Source organism: Selenomonadales bacterium 4137-cl (genome assembly GCA_032334055.1).
Taxonomy (GTDB): Bacteria; Bacillota; Negativicutes; order Sporomusales; family UBA7701; genus Anaeroselena; species Anaeroselena agilis.
The window spans coordinates 1,727,752-1,751,382 of the sequence record JAUOZS010000001.1; the positions used below are offsets into that span (position 1 = coordinate 1,727,752).

Consider the following 23,631-nt stretch of genomic DNA (forward strand, 5'->3'; position numbering starts at 1 on the left):
GATGATTTGATTGCCGGACGTACAAGGAAATCTCAGCGGCATCCGCAAGAGCACGCGGGAGATACTGGAAAGCCTTTATAAAGTCGAAATCCCCGCCGGTGAGGCGATAACCGCCGATCTCGCCGCCCTCATGGCCCGTCTCACCGCCCAGCTCGGCCGCGAGCTTGCCGTCTATCTTAACCGGCGCGGTCAGGTTGTCAGCGTCGCCGTCGGCGACACCCGCACCGTCAGCCTGCCGGAAACGGCCGGCCGCCGCGCCGCCCACCGCCTGAGCGGCATCCGCTGCATCCATACCCACCCCACCGGCGACAGCGAGCTAAGCGCCCTCGACCTGACCTCGCTCAAGGAAATGCGCTTCGACCTCATGGCCGCCCTCGGCGTCGACGAGCGCGCCTCAGTCGGTCAGGTCAGCTTCGCCTACATTTCCGGCTGGGAAGGGGAGGGGGAGGCGGCGATAGACACCGTCGGCCCCTTGTCACTCGACGATTTCGTCGCCATGGATCTCGCCTATCTGACCGGCCAGATCGACCGGCGCCTGGAAGAGCGCGGCAAATCCATAAGCCTGGCCGAAAAGGAACAGGCCATTTTGGTGGGGGTCGAGAGTCAGTCCGGCTGGGATGTGGCCGATTCGCTGGAGGAACTCGCCCAGCTGGCCGAAACGGCCGGCGCGACGGTTGTCGGTAAAATGTGGCAGAAGCGCGACCGCCCCGATGCCGCCCTGTTCGTCGGCCGCGGCAAAGTGCTGGAGATTGCCGCCGCCCGGCAGGAGAAAGGCGCCAACCTCGTCATCTTCGACGACGAACTCTCGCCCGCCCAGCAGCGCAATCTCGAACAGTCCCTAGGCACCAAGGTGCTTGATCGCACCGCCCTCATCCTCGACATCTTCGCGCAGCGGGCCCGCACCCACGAAGGCAAGCTGCAGGTCGAACTCGCGCAATTGAAGTATAACCTGCCGCGCTTAGGCGGCCAGGGCCTCGTCCTTTCCCGGCTGGGAGGCGGCATCGGCACCCGCGGCCCCGGAGAAACCAAGCTTGAGGTCGACCGCCGCCGCATCCGCGAACGGATAGCCGACATCGAACGGGAAATCCGGCTTATCCGCCGCCATCGGGAGCTCCACCGCCAGCGGCGCCAGGACGCGCGCATCCCCGGTGTCGCTCTCGTCGGCTACACCAACGCCGGCAAATCCACTCTTTTGAACGCTCTTACCGCGGCCGACGTCCTGGCCGAGGACAAGCTTTTCGCCACCCTCGATCCCACGACCCGCAAGATAACCCTACCCGGCGGCCAGGAAGCGCTGCTCACCGACACCGTCGGCTTCATCCAAAAGCTGCCTCATCAACTCGTGGCCGCCTTCCGCGCCACCCTCGAAGAAGTGGTTCAGGCCGAACTTCTGCTGCACGTCATTGACGCCAGCCATCCCCTTCATCAGGAGCAGAGCGACGCCGTGTTCCGTGTCCTCGGCGAGCTCGGGGCCGCCGACAAGCCCGTCATCCCCGTCTTTAACAAGGTCGACCGCCTCGACAACCCCCATCTTAAAGAGCGTCTGCTGCGCACTCCCGACAGCGTCGCGGTCTCCGCTCTCGGCGGCGAAGGTATCGCCGCCCTGCTCGACCGCATCCGCGCCTTCCTGCGTCGCCGGAGCGTGGACGCCGTTCTCCTCATACCCTACAGCGACAGCGGCGTGCTCGCCCGACTCTATGACCTCGGCGCCGTGAACGCCGCCGAATACACCGACGGAGGCATCCGCGTCAGTATCGCCCTTCCTCCCGAAGAAGCCGCCGTATTCCAACAATACTTAGTGACTGATGAGGTGCCGACAGATGAATGACTTGCCAGACAACCTTAAAGCCCTTACCCGTGCCGCCCTCGACGAGGCGGCCCCCGTTTTTGCCGGCCTCGACGCCGTTGCCCGCGACAATACCGCCCGCATCCTCGACGCATTCCGCCGCCACCAGGTCGGCGATTTCCATTTCCGCGCCACCACCGGCTACGGCTACGGTGATGCCGGTCGGGACAAGCTCGACGAGGTTTGGGCCGATATATTCGGCGCCGAAAAGGCTCTTGTCCGCGCCCATTTCGTCTCCGGCACCCACGCCCTGGCCGCCGTCCTGTTCGGCCTCCTGCGGCCGGGCGACGAACTGCTGTCCGTCACCGGCGCCCCTTATGACACAATGCAGACTGTTATCGGCCACCCGCAGGCGTCTCCAGGGTCGCTGGCCGATTACGGCATAACCTATCGTGAAGTCCCCCTGACAGATGACGGCGAGGTCGACGGGGCGGGGGTAGCCGCCGCCATTTCGGCCAAAACAAAACTGGTGCTCATTCAGCGCTCCCGCGGCTACAGTCTTCGCCCGCCGCTAAGCGTCGCCGCAATCGGCCGCGCCTGCGCTCACGTGAAGCGCTGCCAGCCCGATTGCGTCTGTTTTGTCGACAACTGCTACGGGGAATTCGTAGAGTCGAGCGAGCCGACTGCCGCCGGCGCCGACATTATTGCCGGCTCGCTCATCAAAAACCCCGGCGGCGGCATAGCTCCCGCCGGCGGCTACATCGCTGGCCGCGCCGATCTCGTCGAACTGGCCGCCTGCCGCCTCACCGCCCCCGGGATCGGCAGCGAACTAGGCGCCACCCTCGCCGACAACCGGCTTCTCTTCCAGGGACTTTTCCTCGCCCCCCACACCGTCGCCCAAGCCCTCAAAGGAGCCGTTTTCGCCGCCTCGCTCTTCGCAAAACTGGGGTACAACACCCTGCCGAGCTACGATGCGCCCCGCAGCGACATCATCCAGGCAATCGAACTAGGTTCGGCCGATAAGATGGTTGCCTTCTGCCGCGGCCTCCAGCGCTGGTCGCCGGTGGACGCCCACGTCGTGCCTGAGCCCAGCGCCATGCCTGGCTACAGCGACGCTGTCGTCATGGCCGGCGGCACCTTCGTTCAGGGCTCGTCCATCGAATTGAGCGCCGACGGGCCTCTCCGCCCTCCATTCGCAGTCTATCTGCAGGGAGGACTGACCTTCGAGCACGCCGTCCTCGGCATCACCGGCGCCGCCCGCGCTGTCGGCAACAGCTAAGAAGATACATGTTTCAACACATATTTGCCTTATTCAACGCCATGAGACAGGAAATTATCGACCGGCGTCGAACAATAGCATAGAAAAACCGCGGAAATCTTCTATTCGGTGGGGTCACGTGGAATACATAGCTATCACCTTGCTGGCCATTGCGGCCACGACGTGCGTCGTATATCTGCTAGCCAACAAAGTCTTCGGTGTCCGACTGCGCCTAAAGTCACTGGTGCTGTGCGCCGCTTGCGCCTTATTCCTCAGCCTTGTCCTGCCGCGCATCGTCGTCAGCTTCGCCGGGCTCGCTGGCACCGTCGGCTTTTTGGCCGTTTTCGCCGTTATCTTCGCTTACTTCGTGGCCTATTACGATGACCCCCGCGACTTGCCGTCGCCCGGCTCCGTAACTGCCTTGCCGGCGTCGCCGGCCGAACAGCTAAACGACGGTTCCGCGCTGATCGCGGCAGCCGCCACTTTTATTGCCGCCGACCGTGGCGGAAACCAGGCGCAAGACGAAACACCGGCCATAACAACCGATGAACAGCCGGCAGCTGTTACCTCTGACACTCCCGAAAAACTTGATCCAGCCACCGCGGCAACTATACCCGAACCCAAGCCTGAACCTGAACCCGAACCCAAGCCCAAGCCTGAACCTGTACCCGAGCCCGAGCCTGTACCTGTACCTGTACCTGTACCTGTACCTGTACCTGTACCTGTACCTGTACCTGTACCTGAACCCGAACCTGAACCTGAACCCGAACCTGAACCTGAACCCGAACCTGAACCTGAACCCGAACCTGAACCCGAACCTGAACCCGAACCTGAACCTGAACCTGAACCCGAACCCAAGCCCAAGCCTGAACCTGTACCCGAGCCCGAGCCTGTACCTGTACCTGTACCTGAACCCGAACCTGAACCTGAACCTGAACCTGAACCCGAACCTGAACCTGAACCCGAACCTGAACCCGAACCTGAACCTGAGCCTGAGCCTGAGCCTGAGCCTGAGCCTATACCCGAGCCCGAGCCTGAACTTCCGAATTCAGATTTTGACATAAATCTTGAACTCAGCATTATCGCCGCGACAGATACCAGCCAGGACATTAATCCCGCGGTTGATGTGGGCGAGCCGCTGACTATCCTTCCGGCTGCGACGGCAGCACCCGAGGCTAGTACCGAACCGTCCCCGACCGTCGCGCCCGAGCCTGTGCCTGAAGCTGAGAATAAGCCTGCTGAACCGGATGATCACGGCGAAATCGCTGCCGATCCCTTGTCCACCTTCGCTTTTTCGGCCGGGAACTCTCCAGGGCAGTCGCCGGTAGACGATGCGGCTGTCGAAAACCAGGACGCTGTCGCCGCTCCCGAAGACGATACCCTGACGATGGAGGCGAACGCAGTGACAATCCCGTCGCACCCCGCCTCAGACAGTCTGGATGATTTGATGGACTTCGCATTCGTCCAGAAAGAGGCCGGCAACCATCAACAGGCGCTTGACGCCTTCCGGCGCGCCCTGCGCCTCTACCGGTTCAGCGAAGCCGCTCCGTTCCTGGCGATCGAGATCGCCAATCTCCTCAAGAACAGGGGAGCTTACGACGAAGCGATCGCTGTGCTTACCGAAAGCCGCAGCCTCCTGGCTCTGCTGGAAAATGAGACCCTCGACCAGGAATTCGTCATTACGATCGCCTACCTGCGTATCGTCAAAAACACGTTGCTGGAAAAAAGGGTAGGGTACGTGCCGTTCAGTCGGATTCCCGCGGATATAAGCCGCGAGATCGACGCCGAATTCCGTGAATGGCGAAATTTAGCCTAGTACCGATTATTTTATGGGAGGAATACGGATGAAAAAAAGTGTCGACATTCTCGGTTTGCCGGTAATCAGCATCAGCGAAGGCCTTGAGCTCGGTACGGCCAAAAGCCTCGTTATCAACCCTGCCCAAGGCGCGGTCGCCGCGCTCGTCATCGACGACGGGAAATGGTATCTGGGCGCCAAGCTGTTGCCCTTCACCACCGTAACGGGTCTGGGCGAATCAGCGATTACCGTCGAAAGCGCGAGCAACATAGTGCCGGTCAGCGGCGCCCCTGATCTTGAAAAGCTTCTTGCCGCAGCCGTCACCGTCATCGGCGCCAAGGTACTCACCAAGGCGGGCCGTATGCAAGGCAAGATAACCGAAATTGCCGTCGATGCCGCCGGAAAGATCGTAAGTTGCGAAGTTGAAGAAGCTGACGGCAGTATTACTCATATTCCCACCCAGCGGGTCTTTACCTTCGCCAAAGACGTCGTCATTGTCGCCGACGGCGACGCGCCCGCGCCTGCCGCCAAACCTGCTGAAACGCCTGCCGCCGCCCCTGCTCCCGCCGCCGCTCCGGCTCCGGCGCCTGCCGCTCCCGCGCCGGCCGCTGACGACGATTCCGCAAAAAAGTTTGACGACAAGCAGCGCAAATACCTTCTCGGCAAGAAGTCCAACCGCCGCATCGAGACAGATAACGGCGTGGTTATCGTCGAGCAAGGCGGCGAAATTACCGAAGAAGTAATCCAGAAAGCCAAGTTGGCAGGAAAGTTCGTCGAGCTTTCCATGAGCATCTAGAAAAAGACCTTCCCCCGCGTCGCGGGGGTTTCCTCTCTCTACATCCTCCTTGACGATTGGAAGTGCCGCCGTGCAGCCAACGACATCAAAGCCTGTCGCCAAAAACATCATAATCTTCCTTGGCGTCATCGTACTTTTCAGTGTCATAGGCACCGTGACGCTCAACACCGCCTTCACCGTCACCGATGACGTCTATGGCGGCGTACGTGTCGGCGATATCGATGTCGGCGGCTTAACCTTGCCGGCTGCGGAGCAAAAGATTGCCGACGCCTTTAACGCGTGGACGAAACACGAGCCTATAACCCTGATCTATAACGACAAGCGCTGGACAATAGCTGCCGGAGAAATTGACCTTTCCATCGATGCCGCCGCCCTGGCCAAAAAGGCATACGCGGTCGGTCGGACGGGCAATATATTCCAACAGCTGCAGGAAAGATATCTGGCGATAAATCGCGGTCACACCGTCCCGCTGGCGGTAGGGTATAGCGACGACAAGCTCCGCGCAAGAATTGCCGCGATCGCCGCCACTGTCGACCGTGACCCGCGCAACGCCTCTCTCAAGGTAGTGGCCAACTTCAGCGTTTCCAAGGAGCCGGATGCTGTCGGCCTCAAGGTCGATATCGACAAAACTCAGGCCGACATCGCCGTCAAGCTTAACACCAAAATCCCCTTCGTACTGCCGCTGACCGTCGCCAAACTCGCACCGGCGATCACCGCCCGCGACCTCGAAGGCATCGACGGCGTCATCGGCTCCTACACAACCCAGTTTAGCCCCGAAGAAAAAAACCGCTCCGCAAACATTTTAATAGCAGCCAGCAACCTTGACGACACCATCGTCAGACAGGGAGAAGTTTTTTCCTTCAACGCCATCGTCGGCCCCCGCCTGGCCAAAAACGGCTACAAAATAGCGCCCGTATTCATCAACGGCAAACTTGTTCCCGACTGGGGCGGAGGCGTTTGCCAGGTGAGCAGCACCCTTTACAACGCCGCGCTGCTGGCCGATTTAAAGATTGAGGAACGTACCCCGCATTTCCGGCCCCCGGGATATGTGCCGCTCGGTTTGGACGCCACCGTCGCCGACAATTACCTTGACTTCAGGTTTCGCAATACCTCGGGCCACAACATTTACATCCTCAGCGACGTCGCCGGCGATCAGGTCAACATCCATATCCTCGGCCGCTTGAAGTCCAACCCGCCGGAAATTCACATCGTTTCCGCCGATAAAAAGGTCTGGGAACCGAACACGGTCGTCAAGCAGGACCCCGACCTGGATCTCGGCAAAGAAGTAGTCGAAGTGGAAGGGCAGAAGGGGTTTCATATCAGCGCCTATCGCGTCAAGTACGCCGCCGGCCGCGAGATCGGTCGCGAGCTGATCTCCACCGACGAATACCAGCCCGAAGACCGGGTGGTTCGGGTCGGCACCAAAACTCCGGCCCCGAAAAAGTGAACCCCCTTTACCAGTCATAAAAACGGCGTACAGCCGTTTTTATTTTTCCCGGCGAAAGGATGAGCAAGCGACAGCGCCGAATTATGGTACAGACAAGCCATGACGGGGGAAAAAGCATGTCTGATGCAATCAGCCTGATAATCGGCCAACCGCTCCAGATAAAGACTCTGACCCCGCAAGCCACCAAACCGTACACCTCGCGGATCGTCGCCGAAACGCCCCACACCGTTACCGTGAGCATCCCCTACGACCAAGGACGGATAATGCTCCTGCCGGTGGGCAGCCGCCTGGAAATAACCATTAAACAGGGACTGCGCGATTACGTTTTCAACAGCGAAATCATCTCCCGCGACCTGGGAGAGACCAAAACCTACACTCTGATGCGCCCCCAGGCCATATCGCGTACAACTTCCCGCACCCTTAAAGAAGGCATGTCCAGGGTCATCGCCGTCACCAGCGGCAAAGGCGGCGTCGGCAAAACCACCTTCACCATCAACCTGGCTATCGCCCTGGCGGCGCAAAACAAAAGGGTATTCATCATCGACGCCGACCTTGGTACCGCCAATGTCGACGTTTTGTTGCGCCTCAGCGCAAAATACAACATCACCCACCTTCTGGCAGGCGATAAAAGCCTCCTCGACATTGCCGTGCCCGCGCCCGGCAACATCGCCGTAATCCCCGGCGGTTCCGGTTTCCAGGCCCTGACCCAGATGACCGAGGCTCAGTTTGGCCGTCTCATCGCCAGCTTTAACCAACTCGACGGCCTGGCCGATCTGATTCTCCTCGACACCGGGGCAGGCATCTCCCGCGACGTTTCTAACTTCCTTTTAGCCGCCGACGAAACCATAATCGTCACAACCCCGGAACCCCATGCCATAACCGATGCGTACGCCATCATCAAAGTCACCCACAGCCTCGCCTGCCAAACCAAGCAGATGCTGGTCGTCAACCGGGCTGAAAACCGTCAGGAAGCTGAAATTGCGGCCAACCGGCTGCTAGGAACGGTTAACCGCTACCTTGGCAAGGAGATCGAATACATCGGCTACATCGAAGACGACCCTCTCGTCAGCAAAAGCCTCAAACAACAGCAGCCTTTCCTGTTATCCGCCCCTCAGTCCGTTCCGTCCCGCAATGTCAGTTCAATCGCCGCCCGCCTCTTAAACAAGCCCGCGCCTGCGTCGTCGGGAATGTCGGGGTTTCTCGGAAAAATGCTCTCCCTGATGAAAGGGAGGTAAGAATAATTTACATAATATATTACGCACATAAAATAAAGAGGGCTTTGAAGCCCTCTTTATTTTATGTCTCAGTGTATTTTGCGGAAGACGCCGATAACCTTGCCGAGGATGGTAACCTCGCGGGAAATGATCGGCTCCAGGTAATCGTTCTCCGGCTGTAACCGGACATGGTCCTTTTCGCGGAAAAACCGTTTGACGGTGGCCTCGTCATCCCCGACCATGGCGACGACGATTTCCCCGTTGCGGGCGGTATCCTGGTCCCGCACCAGCACATAGTCGCCGTCGAGGATACCGGCGTTGATCATGCTATCGCCGCGCACGGCCAGCATAAACACGTTTTCCCGCCCCACAAGCTCGGTTGGCAGGGGATAGGTCTCCTCGATGTTTTCCATCGCCAGGATGGGCTGACCTGCCGTAACCCTACCCACAAGCGGCACAGGCGTCAACGCCTTCTGCCGCCAGGGAGTCTCATCGAGAACATCGATCGCCCGCGGCTTAGTGGGGTCGCGGCGGATAAAACCGAGCTCCTCGAGCTTTGCCAGGTGGCTGTGGACGGTGGAACTGGAACTTAGTCCGACCGCCTCGCCGATCTCCCTTACCGACGGCGGATAACCCTTGGCCCGCAACATATCTTTGATGTAGGCTAAAATCTGCTTTTGCCGCGAACTCAAGAAGCGTTCCTTGCTCATAAGCTCATCTCCCGCCTCCAAATTTACGTAACCTTATCGATATCAATTATAACAGCTATTGGTAGAAAACGCAAACGTCTGTTCGGATTTTTTCCACAAACCCCTTGACCGAACATATGTACTATGGTATTATTAACTCGAACATATATTCGGGAGGCGCAGCATGATGACGCGTAAAATCAACACGGAATCTCTCATCAAAATAGGCATGGTCGTCCTGTTCCTGTTTTACGCCTGGTCAGCCGGTGCCGGAGTAGACGCCAGCAGTCGTTCCGTCGAGGGCAGTTATCGTCTTGTGCAGGTTGCCGGGGGAGACACCGTCTGGTCTATAGCCGCCAGCGCCGCAGGCGAAAAGGACGACATCCGCAACATCGTCGTGGCAATAAAGAAGGCCAATAACCTCGATAACAATGTCCGGATCCATCCCGGTCAGGTGCTCAAAGTGCCGGTTAAAAATTAAAGGCCGCGAGTCACGGCTGAAAGCGCGGCGAAAAATCGACAAAAAACCGGCGTTTAGAAATTTATTTTACATTTTTACACAAATATGTAAATAATGACAAATTTCGCAGCAGGAATCCGACATATCACCGCGAATATACGGATTTTGGAAACGGCTTCGATGATATGTGCCTGTTTTCAGATTTTTTGCAACGGTGATTTGATGTTTCAATCTTTTCCTTTGGCCCGACGAGCGTATCTGCTTATGGTGATCTTTATTTCCGTACCTTTCGCTTTACTCGCTTTCCAGCACGCCCAGTACGCCAAGCAGCACCTCCTCAATGAAAAACAGAAAACCCTGCTCACCATCGCCACCATCCTGGAGCAGCGATTTCCCGGTTCGTTTCGCATTCCCGGCAACGAATCGAGAGGGCTTACAGTAGACGCCAGGCGACACATACTGTATGAAAAGCTCCAGCCAACCCTCCGCGAAGTCGCCATAGACTGGCCTGGTTACGGCTTTGGCTACTATGACAGGGATCTGCACATCGTCGCCCTCATTCCCGAAAACCCACGCCTTTTGGGAGCTAAGGCTACAGATGAAGCGCTTAGGGTATACAAAAGCAGGCACACCGAGACGGTTTACATCGGCAACAGTTTCATGCAGGACAGCGACGCCATCCTTAGCGTCAACTACCCGCTGTACCACCGCGGTGAAATCATCGGCCACATTTGGGTAAACGTCAAAGGCCATGATATCCGGGCGGCCTATTACGCAGAGCTGGGAAAAACCCTCGGCGTGCTGGTGATCATCCTTTTGATCATCCTTGCCGGTGTTTGGTGGCTTAGCTGGAACAACAACTACTCGTTGACAATGCTTGCCGAACATATTAAACAAGGTGGAGAAGAGGAGGAATATTTCCGCGAATTCCCACAAATAAAGCCGTTGCTCGACACCGTGACCGATCTTAGAAACCGCCTCAGCAACGAATACGCAGCCCAGGCTCGGGTCGAGGCGGAAATCGCCCGCTTCGACCGCCTCAACTTGATCGGCGAGATGGCTACCGGCGTAGTCCATGAAATACGAAACCCTATGACAGTCATCAGGGGTTACGTCCAACGGATGATGCTCAAGGCTGACCAGTCCCAGACTGCGCAATACGCGGTAATCATTGAGGAAATCGATCACATGAATGAAACGATGACCGCATTTTTATCTCTGGCCAAAAACCGGCGAGTAGAGATAGGGTTACATAACATCAATGGCATAATCGAAAATATTATGCCATTGATCGAAGCTGACGCCAATAAAGCCGGAGTCCATGTGGATTTTCGTCCTGCCGAGCAACCACTCATGGTCTACGCCGACGACAAAGAGATCCGCCAACTGGTACTAAACCTGGCCCGTAATGCTATCGAGGCGACGCCGTCCAGGGGAGCGATGTCGGTCCGCACAGCATTAAACGAGAAAGCCGTCTGCCTTACCGTCACCGATACCGGCGAAGGAATCGCCCCCTGGAACCTTGAGAAAATATTCGACCCGTTTTTTACAACCAAAGATGCGGGCACCGGTTTGGGACTGGCTATCTGCAAAAGTATCATCGACAGGCATCACGGCCGCATAGACGTTCAATCCCAACGCGGCCGCGGCACTGTTTTCACTGTCGAGCTGCCCGTTGTAGCCTGATAAAATATTATTTTGCATCTTTCTTGTTAGTTGGCCTGACCAGAGGCCAAATTTTTCTTCTTTCATTACGTCCGATAATATCTATTATGTTAAGTAACGATGAGTGGGGGGAAATTTGGGCATGAGTTTCCTCGAACAATGGGCGCAGGCGCTGGCAAGGGTACTGCGTAGCACTCCCCTCGCCAACGGCTGCTGTTACTTAGACATAATAGATGTTATGCGACAGGCGTGGACGTTCCCCTACTGTATGATGCCACCGCTGGCGCGTTGGCTGTGGACGATTTACCTCTTTCATTCGCATGGATTGAATAAATCTTGAAATGCCTAGGTGCGAACGTACAAGCCCCTCATAAAAAATGGCTTAAAACGGCTCGTAGGAGGTCGGATTTCTTGTCCACGTAAATTTTCCTATGCAAATATCTTTTTCAGATATTGTGTGACCAGTTTCACTTCGGTAAGATAACCATATGTACTTATAGCAATTGCAATAGCAAATATGATAAGGAATTGTGGTACTACCTTGCCAAAAATTCCTGGGATAATCGTAATAAACATAAATAAAACCAAAAATGCAATTAGATAAAAAATGCGAGGACGCATAGATATATCAATTAATGAACCTTCCCCATGCTCACTAATCGTACCGCTAACACGTACAATGTACATGTCTCTAAAAATAGGTTCGTCTCTTCGATTGATATAAAACGAGGAACCATCTACTTTACCCACGAAAAATTTCGGCGTTGATTTATCGGAAGTAATATGTTTTTGTATAATGGATAATGCTTCTTGGGGCTTTTTGTTTGAAACAATTGCGATTTTATGGGTAGTAAACATAGGTACACGTCTCACCTCCACAGTTCTCTCACATCTTTGCTATATGTAAATTATACCATAAAATGCCATTTATAGGTTAAATCCAAATTCTCATCCCCCTTCCGCTCCACTAAGTTACGCATTTCACATGTATGCTCACTCATGCTCTGCCGCACGTTTGGGGGAATACTGACGAAGAATTAGTGACACTCCCCGCGCTCCGCTTCGCTATGTGCGGGGCATCTTACGGGGGTACGTTTAGCCTAGTGCAGTACTTAATAAGCATTATCACTAGCCCCCCTCCCCTTCCGCTTGCGCGGTGTAGTAAAAGTATTGAAAGGGGTTGGCGGCATGACACTCACACTGATGTAGGAAGGGAAGGCTTACGCCTCCCCTTCCTTGTCGTCATTCGGAAATTCATAATCAGTGATGGATTTGGATGTCTTTTTTCATCTGCTCAAACTCTTCCCGGGTAATTTCGCCTTTGGCGTAGCGCTCTTTCAAAATTTCGAGAGCTTTGCCGGACTCCGGTGCCAGTCGATTAGGGTGGCTCGACCACGACAGTTTACGTACCAAAACGATGCCACCCCAAATGAGCAAACCCCAAAACAGAAGCATCGGTAACATCATGAATATGCCGCCTCCAAACCAGCCTCCGGGACCGCCGAACCAATCGCACATGTTATTTCACCTCTCGTTTTCCGTTTTTGATAATGGGAAATCTGATTGTAAAGGTCGTACCATCGCCACAGGCGCTGGTCACTTCAACGGTTGCGCCGTGGAGCTCGATAATCTGTCTAGCAATCGCCAGCCCCAGGCCGGTGCCGCCGCTGGAACGGGATTTATCTGCTTTGTAGAACCGCTCCCATATATGCGGCAAGTCTTCTACGGGAATACCCGCCCCAGTGTCGGCAACGGATAAGGAAACGCCGTCGTCGCCGGCAATCAGCCGAGCGGCTATTTGCCCCCCTGGCTGCGTAAACTTCAGGGCATTGTCCATCAGGATAAGCACCAGTTGCGTCAACCGGTCGCCATCGCCCTGAACGGAGGGAACGCTTGGATCAATCTGAATAACTACGGTTACTCCTTTTTCTTCACTTTTCTGCTTCAACAAAGTGCTGACATTATCGACCACTTCCGCCAGGGATACTTGCTCTATTTCCAGGCCTGCACCGTTCGCCTGCAGCTGGCTTAGATCCAATAGCTCAGCGATCAATTTCTCCAAGCGCAGAATTTCGTCGCCCATGACCCGGTGGTATTTCCTTACCTGTCCGCAGTCGGTGACAGTACCGTCCTGCAGCGCCTGGTTATAACCGCGCATGATGGTTAGCGGCGTCCGTAGTTCATGGGATACGTTGGCGACAAAATCCCGGCGCATTTTATCGGCCAGTTCCATCCGCCGGACGTATTCACCCAGGTCATGGGCCAGGGAATTGAGGGACTGACCCAGATCGCCCACTTCGTCGCTGGTCGTTACCGTTATTCGCTGGTCGTAATTGCCCCCGGCCAGGGCAGCGGCTGTTTCCCGCATGGCCCTGAGCGGCCGCGCGATGCCTCTTGCCATATAGGCGGCCAGGACGACGGCAAACAGGATGGCCACTACTCCGGCGTAGCTAAGATATTTATAGATATGCTGCAAAAAGTTGTCGATTTCCTCAATCGGCGCGTTAATCATCACCGTGCCGTTCACCGTGCCATTCTGGCGTATTAACGGCACAGCTACGATAAGCATATTTTCCTCGTAATAGGGATGATAATACGTTTTGGCCCAGGTCTGGCCGTAGTTGGCTCGCACAGCCTGAATGATCTCACTCATCCCTTTTATATCAGCCAAGCCGATTGCGGGATTCGGTTGTTCCCCTTTTTGCGCCCCTTGGCCCAAGTCAAGCGTAATCGATGGCTGCCCTTTGTCCGCCATAATCTTGAGCGCTGGGCCTTCGGCGGTGGCCTGCGCAACACCAGGCGCAGCGCTCCGAGATTGTTGCACTTGCTGACTGTTCTGTACTTCGGGGCGTCCCATAATATTCTGCCTGTCTGATCGCCAACCGCCCATCATTCCGTGATGACCGCCACTAGGCTGTTCGCTATCCGAATCGACGGACCGAGGCGACACCCCGGACTGCCCGCCGCTTGGGCTATTTGGGTTCAGTTGCCCAGGCCGGCCTGCTTGCCGGTTATGCTGCCAGCCGGGCGACATCATGCCGCCGGATTCGCCCGGAACATCACAGTCCCATCGTTCTTGAGGCATGGGGCTTGGTTTGACGACCGACGCCGGACGACGGGTGACTTGGCCGTCGTCCGGCCGTTCCTCGGACACGGTAATAAGGTTGAGGTCTTTATCTACCGCCCAGACCCTGGCATCCAGGAAACTGTCCACGCTGTTAACGAAATTGTGAAGCTGGCCATGGGTAATGCGCCCGTCGTAGTAAGCATTGACCATCCGCGCCATTTCATAGGCTTTATCCGTCAGTTCGTGCTGCTTGCGAGCGACAAAGTAATCGCGGATGAGCATCGATCCGCCGGCGCCGATCCCGGCAGGCCCCAGGACAACCAGAGCCATAAACGCAGCCAACAGCTTGTATTGCAGCGAGATCCTCATGGTCGCACCTCGAACTTGTAGCCGATGCCCCAGACGGTTTTTATATCCCAGGGCGTATCCGGCCCGGCGCCCAATTTCTTGCGGAGCCGTTTGACGTGCGTGTCGACCGTGCGGGTGTCGCCGGAGTAGCTGTAATCCCACACCAGCTCCAGCATCTGTTCGCGGGATAATACTTTACCCGGATGGGAGGTAAGCAGCCATAGCACCTCAAGCTCCTTGTTGGCTAGCGCCACCGGGTGGCCGAAGGCGATCACGCTGTGTTCGGCCATATTGATAGCGAGGCTGGGCAGATTAACGACATCAGCGGCGGCGTATTGTTGCGGGGCGGCAGTCCGCCGGAGTACGGCTTTGGCACGAGCCACGATTTCTTTGGGGTTAAATGGCTTTGCCACATAATCGTCCGCGCCGGTTTCAAGCCCCAGGATACGGTCATCGTCTTCACTGCGGGAAGTCAGGATGATGATGGGCACATTCGAGAACTTGCGGATTTGCCGGCATACCTCGATGCCGTCGAGCACAGGCATCATGATGTCTAGAATGATGATGTCCGGCTTAACCTGCTGCACAGAAAGAAGCGCCGAAGCACCATCGGCAGCTTCGGCCACGGCAAACCCGTCCTGGGTAAAGTAAAGGGATAGCAATTCCCGGATTTGAGCTTCATCGTCCACTATCAGCACTGTTTTGTCGGTCATCGTCAGCTCACCTCTTGTCCAGGTCCTCCCCTTTACTATACCACAGGCTTTCACGGGGTTGAAACAGCGTACTTATTCCAGCCTGCAGGCTGTGTCTGCCGACCTACCAGCGGCCCCCTCCGCCACCATGGCCCATGCCATGACCGCCTGACATCCCGTAGCCACCCATCATCCCCATGGGGCCGTGACCGTAAGCGCTGTCGGCGATGTGCTGCTGCATCCAGGAAATTTGCTGATCGGCCTGAGACTGGGTTATCCAACCCCATTCGACCTGTTTCTGCAGGACTTGTTTTCTTTGGTCGAGCGACTGCTGCTGCCAGGCGGCAATCTGGGCCTTTTGGTCGTCGGTCAGGTTATTGTAGTTTTGGCCGTAATTTGGGCAATACCAATTCCCCCCCGACTGTGCCGGGTCTTGAGCCGGAGCGGCAACGACCAAGCCGCTGAAAGAAACCACTACCAGAACAACGGCGACGAATAAACTTGTTTTCTTCATCAATATCATCTCCTTTGATTTCGCTGATTTCAGTATAAATGGTATTTGCGGCATAAGTTTGGCTGAATTAGGAACAAAGTAGGAACTCTTGGGCTTTGCCGGGGAAAGCGGCGAAAGCTCCCGGTATGCAGGGAGCTTTCGCTTGGCGATGGAACCCGAGCCATATGCCGGCTCTAGCTCTGCTGTAAACCGTAGAGAACCAGCTTCTTCCCGAAAAGGGTGCCTTCTACGTCGATTCTGGGCGAGGCCTGTTCCAAAATTGCCCGGATGCTTTCGTGGACGAACAGGTCAATGTTCATCCGGCTGATTTTCCGGTATTCCCCTGATGCTTCCTGGGGTGTGCCGAGCTTCACGGCAGGTATCTCCACGACGCTTTCGCCGCAGCAGCTGCAGCCGGTTTCCCGCCGGTCCAGCCGCAGCGTGACCGCTGCGCCTTTGTTGCGGATATAGTCCAGGGCTCTAGGTGTAATGTCGAAATTCATATTCCGGTCCCGTTCCCTACCGCTTTTATCTTCCGCATCAGCCGCATGCCGTTGAGCGTGACCAGGATGGACGCACCCATGTCGGCGAACACTGCCAGCCACAGGTTGACCATGCCCAAGAAGGTAGCTATTACGAAGATGACCTTTACAATGATAGAGAAGCTGATATTCTGCTTGATAATGGCCACTGTCTTGCGGCTGAGCTTAATGGCATAGGCCAGCTTGCCCAGATCGTCGGCCATCAGAGCTATATCCGCCGTTTCAAGCGCCGTGTCCGAGCCGGCCACGCCCATCGCCACGCCCACCGTGGCGGCTGCTAGCGCCGGCGCGTCGTTCACGCCGTCGCCGACCATCACGACATTACCGTATTCCCGGGCGATGCTCTTTACGGCCGCTACCTTATCCTCCGGTAAAAGCTCGCTGTAAAAAGAGTCAAGCTCAAGCCGTCCGGCGATTGACCCGGCCACACGGTTGTTATCTCCTGTCAGCATGGCTATATGACGCATACCGGAAGCGCGGAGCGACTTAATGGCATCCTTGCTGTTCTCGCGCAGCGTGTCGGCCACGGCAATCATTCCGTAGAGAGAATCCTTTGCACCCATGAGCATGACCGTCCTGCCTTGCTGTTCAAGTTCGGCCAGTCTGGGTTCATACTGGGCGAGACCATGACCGAGTTCCTCGAATAAACGGAGATTGCCGATATATATCGTCTTTCCGTCCAGGTCGGCCTGGGCCCCCCTCCCCACCAACGCTTTGAAGTTTTCCACTTGTTTTAGACTTATGCCTTGTGCTTTAGTGACAATAGCCTTGGCCAGCGGATGCTCCGACCATTTCTCGATGGCCGCCGCCAGGGCTAAGAACTCCGCTTCGCTCATGCCGTTAGCAGGCAGGATATCAGTTACAGCCGGGCGGCCATGGGTCAGTGTCCCGGTCTTGTCGAAGGCCATCGCCTTTATGCCGCCCATTTGTTCAAGATAAGCGCCGCCCTTTATCAGCACACCGCGCCGCGAGGCATTGCCAATGGCGGAAACGATGGATACCGGTGTTGAGATGACCAAGGCACAGGGACACGATATAACGAGCAGCACAAGTCCTTTGTAAAACCAGGGGGCAAACGGCTGGCCGAAGGCAAGCCAAGGTACTACCATGACACCGAGAGCGGCTAGCAGTACGGCCGGGGTATAATATTTGGCGAATACATCGACGAACTGCTGCGACGGAGCCTTCTGGGCCTGCGCTTCCTCCACCAGGTGCATGATTTTCGCCAGCGTCGAGTCGGCGGCTACTTTCGTAACCTCGATCTCCAGCACACCGTGCTCGTTGACCGTGCCGGCGTAGACACTGTCGCCCGCAGTCTTCTCCACCGGAACGGACTCGCCGGTGATGGTGGCCTGGTTGACCGCCGACGCGCCGCTCTTGACGACGCCGTCCATGGCGATCCGTTCGCCGGGTTTCACGATAATGGTATCGCCTAATACGATGTCCTCGACGAGCATCTGCAGTTCCTGCCCGTCCCGCCGCACAAGGGCTTCCGGCGGAGCGAGTTCCATCAAAGCCCGGATGGACTGGCGCGTTTTATCCATGGTGTAGGTTTGCAGAGTGTTGCCGAATGAGAAGAGAAACGCCACTGTTGCGGCTTCGCCCCATTCACCAATAATGGCTGCGCCGATCACGGCGAAGGTCATAAGAAAATTCATGTCAAACGTCCATGACCTGAGCCCGTAAAGGCCGGTTTTGGCCGAGTTGTAGCCGCCGATGACTGCAGTCAGGGCAAACAGAGGTATCAGGACCTGTTCGCTTGTTCCGACCCATTCGAGAACGGTGGCGACCAGCAGCAGTGCGCCGGACACCATGGTCGCAATGGTTCTGGTGTTTTTCCACCAGGCTGCTTTGGCTTGCAACGTACGGGCCGCCTTATCTTCCCGTTCGGCTTTGTAACCGGCCTGTTCCACCAACCTGAGGATGGCGGAGTCGGACAGAGTATGCTCCACGGTCATTTTGCCGGCGCCGAAGTTGACGGTGGCCAGCCGGATTCCCGGCGTGGCGGCCAGTTTTTTTTCCAGCTTGGCGGCGCAGTCGCCGCAGTCGAGACCCGAAACGCGATAGACAGTCCGATGGAACCCATGATGGTCCTGGGCCGCCTTGATGAGCGTCGCCTGATAGCCGAACCCGCTGACCGCCTTAACAAGGTCGGCCGGCTGCACGACAGATCCGTCATAGGTAACTTTCATCTTTGCGGCGGCAAAGTTCACCTTGGCGTCGATTACGCCTTTGATTCTATTTATGCCTTTTTCAAGTTTCGCGGCGCAGTCGCCGCAATCCAGACCATCCAGATCAAAAGTGCTGTTTATCTGATGCGCTCCGTCGACGGTTGCCGCAGTTTCCGCAGCCATAACAGCCATTTCGCCCGAACAGCAGCATCCACCGCTACATCCCGTGGCCATCGGCGGCGGGGCGATAACAGCGGCAGTTCCCGTACCGCAGCAGCCATCCTGGCAGGCTGTGACTATTTTTTCTTTTGCCATGTTTAAACTCCTATCTATGTGCTATATGCTCGATGCCTTGGGAAAGCAGCAGCGAGATATGGTCATCGTCGAGCGAGTACCAGACCATTTTCCCCTCCTTGCGGTATTTGACCAGCCGGGTGCTTCGCAGCAGCCGGAGTTGGTGCGAAACCGCCGACTGGCTCATCTGGACCACGGCGGCGATATCGCACACGCATAGCTCTCGTTTGGACAGCGCGTGCAGAATCTTAATCCTGGTGGGGTCACCCAGCATCTTGAATATTTCGGCCAGTTGATGAACGGCCTCTTCGGAAAGCATCTCCGCCTTGGCCAGGCAGATGTTCTGGGGGTGTTCACACAGTTGTTCGCAGACATCGCACTCTTGCTCTTTCAAAGTATCACCACCAACATATGAATAACTGTTCACGCATAAATTATATGCCACCTCTGCCGCGTTGGTCAATATCTATTTAGCGGTTTTTTCAAACCGCCGGGCGTAGGCCCGGTTCTCCTCCACGCGAACTACCTTATACCATTGGCCGTCCCCGGTCAGGTATTCGTCGCCGACGCTCACGACCACGGTCGAGACAAAGGCCAGAGGTTTATCTCCGGCCTCTTCAATGATGATATAGTAGTCGTATGGTTTTTCCTGACCCTCCATAGGTTTGCGCTCTGGCGTCAGGGAGGAGACGTAGTAGCCGATGGCTAATCCAAATAGTATAAGAACTATTGCCGCCCAAAAGATATACTTTGCCCCCCTGCTCGCGAAGACCATACACGTCCCTCCCTGTCGAGCATGATTCAATTTTTGCCGACGCGTTCCCGGCGACCGCTGCCTTAATGGGTGTTTGACGGCTGCCTGATATTACTGTTTCCCTGTCAAGCGAATCTTAGCATACGTTATCAAGGGGCTGGTGCGAATCGCTTTGCCTTCACCCGGGCGCCAGTTGCTGATTCTTTCCGCCTCCAGAGGTCATTTGCCCGGAATGTAAGCAATACTAAATAAGAGAGGTGAGACAATGCACCAGCATAACCGCGGTCATACCGGGAGGCAAAACAGAAAAGGGCTATTGATATCGTTCATTTTGACCGCGACTATCATGGTCGTGGAGTTTGTCGGCGGCATGATCACCAACAGCCTGGCCCTCATTTCGGACGCCGGCCACATGCTGAGCGACGCCGGCGCACTGCTGCTGAGCCTTTTGGCGGTCTCGTACGCCGCCAGGCCCCCAAGCCCCAGCAAGACTTTCGGGTTTTACCGCTTCGAGATTCTGGCGGCATTGCTCAACGGCGCCACGCTTTTCCTCATCGCCGGCATTATCATGTGGGAGGCTTACCACCGGATATGGCAGCCGCCTGCCGTCCAGAGCGGAACGATGGTCATCATCGCCGCCATCGGCCTCTTGACTAATTTAACGAGCGCGTGGGCGCTCACCCACCACGGTGACACCGGCAACGTCAACGTCCGCAGCGCCTACCTGCACATTCTGGGAGATGCGCTGGGCTCGGTGGGAGCGATAACCGCCGGGGCGTTGATTTACTTTTTCCAGTGGAACTGGGCCGATCCTCTCGTAAGCGTCGTCGTCGGTTTACTCATCCTAAGGAGCGCATGGCATGTAATGGAGGAGGCGCTCCGTGTACTGATGGAAGGAACGCCGCCGACCATCGACTGGGAAGATGTCAAAGGCACGCTGATGAAAATCCCCAACGTCAAAGATGTCCATGACCTTCATATCTGGTCGCTTACCTCCGGGGTCGATTCCCTAACCTGTCATTTACTCGTGGAACCGGGCAAAGATCCCCAGCAAATCCTGAAGACTTCCGTCAAGATAATCGCGGAAAAATTCCAGATTGAGCATACTACGATCCAGGTAGAGACCGAGGATTTTAATCATGGGGTTTGTTCCGCATCTGCCTGCATGCTTTCCAGAAGCAGGATGTAAAGGCATAGAGGAAAAAGAGAAGTCGCGATGAATCGCGGCTTCTCTCGTGTCTGCTTGGTCTGGTGGTGCACGCCAAACTTCTCTCGCACCTCCTTGGTATTTGTTCCAGCTTTATTTAGCTGGCCCGGTGTATTATAATAAGCCGTAAAGTCTACTTCGAAGCGAGGAAACATGGTGATTAAGCAGGGCAAAGGCGCGATAACGCTGGTGTGCGTGGTGCTGGGCATAATGCTAGCGGTGCAGTTCCGCACAACACAGAATATTAGCTCCTCTGTCCGTCAGCTGCGGGCTGAGGATCTTGTCAAGCAGCTCGGCCAGGTTGAAAATGAGCGTGACGCTCTCCTAAACGAAATACGCCAATTGAAAGAAGCCTTGGGCGGTGGATCTACCTCTGCTCAGCTTGCCAGCATTAACGCCAGGGCGGGGTTTATACCATTAGACGGCCCCGGAGTAATCGTCACCATGGACGACAGTAAAGTGCCCGGAGTTCCGGGAAAGAATCCGCTCCTGTTTGTGATCCGAGACGAAGATATACTGAAAATCCTCAACGAACTTTGGGCGGCTGGCGCTGAGGCGATATCCATTAACGGTCAGCGCCTGGTTGCTTCATCGGAAGTCCGCACCGCTGGCAACGCTATTCTCGTCAACGGCACCTCCATCGCTTCGCCTTTCGTAGTCAGTGCCATCGGCGAGCCGGAGACTCTCGAAAACTCACTGAAGCTGCGGGGTGGCGTAATAGAAACGCTCCAGATATGGGGAATCCAGATTTCGGTGAAGAGAGAGGCCAGCGTCCGGGTCCCCGCATATAAAGGCATATTTAAGTTCGAACATGCCAAGCCTCAGGAAGAGAAGTAGCCGGCACTCCTGCAATTTCTTCATAGGCAATTTTAAAGAGCAAACAGTCCGTCTGTTTGCTCTTTTTGACGCTTATGGCAGATACCCCTGTAGGTCGGTCGGAAAGCCGTTGACGCGGACCTCGAAGTGAAGGTTGGGCCGTCGGCTTCATCCTTTTGTGATTCCAGGTCGTCGAGCATCGAGCGCTTACCCTGGTAGCGGGAGGCCACCGGCATCCTTTTTTCAACCGCAACCTTCCTCAGTTCCTGTATCGCCACGACAGCCCGTTCCAGCTCCTTCTTCTGGGCGATCGACTCTCGTTCAGCCATGGTTTTGGCGATAAGCTCAGCGTCAGGCTGAAGGATGCGCCGCAGAAAGTCGTATCGAGTGGAGAAGTCGGAGAGATCAGACGCGCCGACGAGAATGTCGAAGTAGCTTACCTGCCCGTACATGTAAAAGTCGCGCATTCTTTTGTTAAGCATCTGGGTATGGCTGTCCGGACCCTTTTCGGTTTTTTCCAACAGCTGGTGGTTTCCTTGATCTGCCTCTGAGTAGTCACACGCCTGCTCTCGACGGAAAGAAGCTCCCCGCGCTTCGCTTCGATATATGCAAGGCATCTTAGGACTTGAGTCTTAGAAAAATGAGGAGTTTAATTCTGGAAATCGATTATCAAATACAGATATACTGTTAATAATAGGAGCTTACGACAATGGAGTAAGTTTTCTGCTGGTGAAATTTGTATCTGCCGGAGGATCGCGGTGTGAGTTACCAACTTGGCTACTTAGACATCTTCAAAGCACAATTGCCTGTTCTGCTTATTACATTCTTAATAATCGGTCTTTTAACAGCCATCGTCGGAACAGCAACGAAAAACGAAGACCATAAATATTTATTAAAACCGAAATGGATTTTTGCTGGATTATCCTTACCATCCATATTACTACTGTCTGTCCTGGTTTTAACGCAGGTGAATAGCGGATGGACCTTGGAAAGCAATGGTCAACTACAAATAAAGGCTTATGCAACAAGGACCATCAAAATAGACAATATTAAGGTCGAACTTTCGGATAGCAGGGGGCAATGGTATCCTGTTCATCGCAAGCACGGATATGGTACTAATGATTTAGCAACAGGGTGGTTCACCCTCAGAAACGGTATCGAAGCGTTAGCTTTCCTTCATTTAGCATCCCCACAAATTGTTCATATAATAGCTGATGGTCAACACTACATACTGGCTCATCCTGGAGTTGAATGCCTATACTCCGAGTTATTAAATCGTGGTGCATCAGTGATGCCTCGCTAATTTCAAATGTCGCCAAGTAGTCTCCCCCTCCCCTTTCGCCTTGTGGTATAGATGCTTCTGTTTGCTTGCATATCACTCTTTGCCTCCACGACGAAGAAGCGGCGTCCTGGTTGGCGGGCATAACGCTCGCCCGATTCGCGTGGAGCTAAAGAAGTACTCTTTTGCTATCCAATAGGCGGGCTGACCGCTGCCACCTATTAGTCCAGCGCCTTCTTGTATACTACCACAGCAGGAGGATTATGGCGCCCACTAGCAGAATATGTAAGTTAGAATAAACTAAGGAGGTGCCGCTAATGAGAATATAAACACATATCCACACGATTATTACGACAGAGTCAACAGGCTGTGCAACCATCTGGAAAGCCGCGGTTTGGACCAATTTACGAAAGCGCGATATCTGAAGGAACTCGAAGCTCTGCTGAACGAAAGAATGAAGGTCGTAAAAACTGAAAGACTGCGCAGGAATGGGTAGCTTAGCATTATATATCAACCCGGGCATATCGCATGATATGCCCCTTTTGTTTGCCCGGCATTTTCCCGCGTGGGCGTATTTTTCGTCCTGCGGCTGACCACAATAATAATGCAAATCTGGCCGAAGGATGTGGTCGTCTTGTCCATCAAGTCCTCCGATAAGTCGAATTCCACCCGCCACCTGTACGAATTCGCCGCAGAAGTCGCCAATTTTGGCAGTCTCACCGACAAAATGCGGGCGGCCGAAGACAGTACCGACGCCACCGCCGCGAAAAACGCCGCCGCGAAATGGAAGCAGAGCCGTGGACAGACAGATCCCCTGGTTTAGCAACGATATCTACGAATCCGACCTCGCGGCGGACG

The 23,631-nt window shown here is 55.5% G+C and carries 24 protein-coding genes; 13 read left to right on the forward strand and 11 right to left on the reverse strand.

Features of this window, described 5'->3' with window-relative positions; genetic code table 11:
• Nucleotides 1-10: 10 nt before the first annotated feature.
• The 7 genes from hflX to Q4T40_09210 all read left to right on the forward strand — a co-directional run bounded on the left by hflX (nucleotide 11) and on the right by Q4T40_09210 (nucleotide 8,317).
• Nucleotides 11-1,828, forward strand: a complete 1,818-nt coding sequence (gene hflX / locus Q4T40_09180; protein MDT8901410.1) for a GTPase HflX — start codon at nucleotides 11-13, stop codon at nucleotides 1,826-1,828.
• The gene (locus tag Q4T40_09185; protein ID MDT8901411.1) at nucleotides 1,821-3,065 is read left to right on the forward strand and encodes a methionine gamma-lyase family protein; all 1,245 of its coding nucleotides are present in this window, start codon (nucleotides 1,821-1,823) and stop codon (nucleotides 3,063-3,065) included. Before hflX ends, Q4T40_09185 begins: the two co-directional genes overlap by 8 nt.
• Nucleotides 3,066-3,589: 524 nt before the next feature.
• Nucleotides 3,590-4,108, forward strand: coding sequence for a hypothetical protein (locus Q4T40_09190; GenBank protein ID MDT8901412.1), 519 nt, complete (start codon nucleotides 3,590-3,592; stop codon nucleotides 4,106-4,108).
• Between the two features lie 62 nt (nucleotides 4,109-4,170).
• A complete protein-coding gene (locus Q4T40_09195; protein ID MDT8901413.1) occupies nucleotides 4,171-4,860 on the forward strand; it encodes a hypothetical protein in 690 nt (229 codons plus the stop codon).
• A 28-nt stretch (nucleotides 4,861-4,888) separates the two neighbouring features.
• Nucleotides 4,889-5,635 (forward strand): PRC-barrel domain-containing protein, encoded by a 747-nt coding sequence (locus Q4T40_09200; GenBank protein MDT8901414.1) that lies wholly within the window; start codon nucleotides 4,889-4,891, stop codon nucleotides 5,633-5,635.
• Nucleotides 5,636-5,705: 70 nt separating this feature from the next.
• On the forward strand, nucleotides 5,706-7,082 hold the full coding sequence (locus tag Q4T40_09205; protein MDT8901415.1) for a VanW family protein: 1,377 nt from the start codon (nucleotides 5,706-5,708) through the stop codon (nucleotides 7,080-7,082).
• 116 nt (nucleotides 7,083-7,198) lie between these two features.
• Nucleotides 7,199-8,317, forward strand: a complete 1,119-nt coding sequence (locus Q4T40_09210) for an AAA family ATPase (GenBank protein ID MDT8901416.1) — start codon at nucleotides 7,199-7,201, stop codon at nucleotides 8,315-8,317.
• 68 nt (nucleotides 8,318-8,385) lie between these two features.
• Here the strand turns inward: Q4T40_09210 and lexA are convergent, their stop codons facing one another.
• Nucleotides 8,386-9,006, reverse strand: coding sequence for a transcriptional repressor LexA (gene lexA / locus Q4T40_09215; GenBank protein MDT8901417.1), 621 nt, complete (start codon nucleotides 9,004-9,006; stop codon nucleotides 8,386-8,388).
• Nucleotides 9,007-9,169: 163 nt separating this feature from the next.
• Between lexA and Q4T40_09220 the strand changes: the two genes are divergently transcribed.
• Nucleotides 9,170-9,466 (forward strand): LysM peptidoglycan-binding domain-containing protein, encoded by a 297-nt coding sequence (locus tag Q4T40_09220; protein ID MDT8901418.1) that lies wholly within the window; start codon nucleotides 9,170-9,172, stop codon nucleotides 9,464-9,466.
• Between the two features lie 243 nt (nucleotides 9,467-9,709).
• Nucleotides 9,710-11,131: an ATP-binding protein gene (locus Q4T40_09225; protein MDT8901419.1), complete on the forward strand. Its 1,422-nt coding sequence runs from the start codon at nucleotides 9,710-9,712 to the stop codon at nucleotides 11,129-11,131.
• Nucleotides 11,132-11,539: 408 nt separating this feature from the next.
• Here Q4T40_09225 and Q4T40_09230 read toward each other — a convergent pair whose 3' ends face one another.
• The 9 genes from Q4T40_09230 to Q4T40_09270 all read right to left on the reverse strand — a co-directional run bounded on the left by Q4T40_09230 (nucleotide 11,540) and on the right by Q4T40_09270 (nucleotide 19,492).
• Nucleotides 11,540-11,968 carry a hypothetical protein gene (locus Q4T40_09230; protein ID MDT8901420.1) on the reverse strand — a complete coding sequence of 143 codons (429 nt, stop codon included), beginning with the start codon at nucleotides 11,966-11,968 and terminating at the stop codon, nucleotides 11,540-11,542.
• 402 nt (nucleotides 11,969-12,370) lie between these two features.
• Nucleotides 12,371-12,577, reverse strand: a complete 207-nt coding sequence (locus Q4T40_09235; GenBank protein MDT8901421.1) for an SHOCT domain-containing protein — start codon at nucleotides 12,575-12,577, stop codon at nucleotides 12,371-12,373.
• A gap of 52 nt (nucleotides 12,578-12,629) precedes the next feature.
• Nucleotides 12,630-14,546, reverse strand: coding sequence for an ATP-binding protein (locus Q4T40_09240; protein MDT8901422.1), 1,917 nt, complete (start codon nucleotides 14,544-14,546; stop codon nucleotides 12,630-12,632).
• The gene (locus tag Q4T40_09245; protein ID MDT8901423.1) at nucleotides 14,543-15,238 is read right to left on the reverse strand and encodes a response regulator transcription factor; all 696 of its coding nucleotides are present in this window, start codon (nucleotides 15,236-15,238) and stop codon (nucleotides 14,543-14,545) included. Before Q4T40_09245 ends, Q4T40_09240 begins: the two co-directional genes overlap by 4 nt.
• Nucleotides 15,239-15,341: 103 nt before the next feature.
• Entirely contained in the window at nucleotides 15,342-15,731 is a 390-nt protein-coding gene (locus Q4T40_09250; protein MDT8901424.1) for a DUF2680 domain-containing protein, read from the reverse strand.
• Nucleotides 15,732-15,904: 173 nt separating this feature from the next.
• Entirely contained in the window at nucleotides 15,905-16,213 is a 309-nt protein-coding gene (locus tag Q4T40_09255) for a CC/Se motif family (seleno)protein (protein MDT8901425.1), read from the reverse strand.
• Complete coding sequence (locus tag Q4T40_09260) at nucleotides 16,210-18,738, reverse strand: heavy metal translocating P-type ATPase (GenBank protein MDT8901426.1); 2,529 nt, start codon at nucleotides 18,736-18,738, stop codon at nucleotides 16,210-16,212. Before Q4T40_09260 ends, Q4T40_09255 begins: the two co-directional genes overlap by 4 nt.
• A gap of 10 nt (nucleotides 18,739-18,748) precedes the next feature.
• Complete coding sequence (locus tag Q4T40_09265) at nucleotides 18,749-19,111, reverse strand: metalloregulator ArsR/SmtB family transcription factor (protein ID MDT8901427.1); 363 nt, start codon at nucleotides 19,109-19,111, stop codon at nucleotides 18,749-18,751.
• Nucleotides 19,112-19,183: 72 nt separating this feature from the next.
• Nucleotides 19,184-19,492: a stage II sporulation protein P gene (locus tag Q4T40_09270; protein ID MDT8901428.1), complete on the reverse strand. Its 309-nt coding sequence runs from the start codon at nucleotides 19,490-19,492 to the stop codon at nucleotides 19,184-19,186.
• A 244-nt stretch (nucleotides 19,493-19,736) separates the two neighbouring features.
• Here Q4T40_09270 and Q4T40_09275 point away from each other — a divergent pair, with 244 nt between their 5' ends.
• Nucleotides 19,737-20,660, forward strand: a complete 924-nt coding sequence (locus tag Q4T40_09275; GenBank protein MDT8901429.1) for a cation diffusion facilitator family transporter — start codon at nucleotides 19,737-19,739, stop codon at nucleotides 20,658-20,660.
• Between the two features lie 171 nt (nucleotides 20,661-20,831).
• Complete coding sequence (locus Q4T40_09280) at nucleotides 20,832-21,515, forward strand: DUF881 domain-containing protein (protein ID MDT8901430.1); 684 nt, start codon at nucleotides 20,832-20,834, stop codon at nucleotides 21,513-21,515.
• Nucleotides 21,516-21,547: 32 nt separating this feature from the next.
• Here the strand turns inward: Q4T40_09280 and Q4T40_09285 are convergent, their stop codons facing one another.
• Nucleotides 21,548-22,015, reverse strand: a complete 468-nt coding sequence (locus Q4T40_09285; GenBank protein ID MDT8901431.1) for a hypothetical protein — start codon at nucleotides 22,013-22,015, stop codon at nucleotides 21,548-21,550.
• A gap of 239 nt (nucleotides 22,016-22,254) precedes the next feature.
• Here Q4T40_09285 and Q4T40_09290 point away from each other — a divergent pair, with 239 nt between their 5' ends.
• Both Q4T40_09290 and Q4T40_09295 read left to right on the forward strand, forming a co-directional pair.
• Nucleotides 22,255-22,797 (forward strand): hypothetical protein, encoded by a 543-nt coding sequence (locus tag Q4T40_09290; protein ID MDT8901432.1) that lies wholly within the window; start codon nucleotides 22,255-22,257, stop codon nucleotides 22,795-22,797.
• Between the two features lie 610 nt (nucleotides 22,798-23,407).
• A complete protein-coding gene (locus Q4T40_09295; protein ID MDT8901433.1) occupies nucleotides 23,408-23,596 on the forward strand; it encodes a hypothetical protein in 189 nt (62 codons plus the stop codon).
• The last annotated feature ends 35 nt before the right edge of the window (nucleotides 23,597-23,631 follow it).

Bases quoted from the DNA above. Each gene is read 5' to 3' on its own strand.
- Q4T40_09185 (MDT8901411.1), top strand. From the start codon at position 1,821: ATGAATGACTTGCCAGACAACCTTAAAGCCCTTACCCGTGCCGCCCTC.
- Q4T40_09190 (MDT8901412.1), top strand. From the start codon at position 3,590: ATGAACAGCCGGCAGCTGTTACCTCTGACACTCCCGAAAAACTTGATC.
- Q4T40_09200 (MDT8901414.1), top strand. From the start codon at position 4,889: ATGAAAAAAAGTGTCGACATTCTCGGTTTGCCGGTAATCAGCATCAGC.
- Q4T40_09210 (MDT8901416.1), top strand. From the start codon at position 7,199: ATGTCTGATGCAATCAGCCTGATAATCGGCCAACCGCTCCAGATAAAG.
- lexA (MDT8901417.1), bottom strand. From the start codon at position 9,006: ATGAGCAAGGAACGCTTCTTGAGTTCGCGGCAAAAGCAGATTTTAGCC.
- Q4T40_09220 (MDT8901418.1), top strand. From the start codon at position 9,170: ATGATGACGCGTAAAATCAACACGGAATCTCTCATCAAAATAGGCATG.
- Q4T40_09225 (MDT8901419.1), top strand. From the start codon at position 9,710: ATGGTGATCTTTATTTCCGTACCTTTCGCTTTACTCGCTTTCCAGCAC.
- Q4T40_09230 (MDT8901420.1), bottom strand. From the start codon at position 11,968: ATGTTTACTACCCATAAAATCGCAATTGTTTCAAACAAAAAGCCCCAA.
- Q4T40_09235 (MDT8901421.1), bottom strand. From the start codon at position 12,577: ATGATGTTACCGATGCTTCTGTTTTGGGGTTTGCTCATTTGGGGTGGC.
- Q4T40_09240 (MDT8901422.1), bottom strand. From the start codon at position 14,546: ATGAGGATCTCGCTGCAATACAAGCTGTTGGCTGCGTTTATGGCTCTG.
- Q4T40_09245 (MDT8901423.1), bottom strand. From the start codon at position 15,238: ATGACCGACAAAACAGTGCTGATAGTGGACGATGAAGCTCAAATCCGG.
- Q4T40_09250 (MDT8901424.1), bottom strand. From the start codon at position 15,731: ATGAAGAAAACAAGTTTATTCGTCGCCGTTGTTCTGGTAGTGGTTTCT.
- Q4T40_09255 (MDT8901425.1), bottom strand. From the start codon at position 16,213: ATGAATTTCGACATTACACCTAGAGCCCTGGACTATATCCGCAACAAA.
- Q4T40_09260 (MDT8901426.1), bottom strand. From the start codon at position 18,738: ATGGCAAAAGAAAAAATAGTCACAGCCTGCCAGGATGGCTGCTGCGGT.
- Q4T40_09270 (MDT8901428.1), bottom strand. From the start codon at position 19,492: ATGGTCTTCGCGAGCAGGGGGGCAAAGTATATCTTTTGGGCGGCAATA.
- Q4T40_09275 (MDT8901429.1), top strand. From the start codon at position 19,737: ATGCACCAGCATAACCGCGGTCATACCGGGAGGCAAAACAGAAAAGGG.
- Q4T40_09280 (MDT8901430.1), top strand. From the start codon at position 20,832: ATGGTGATTAAGCAGGGCAAAGGCGCGATAACGCTGGTGTGCGTGGTG.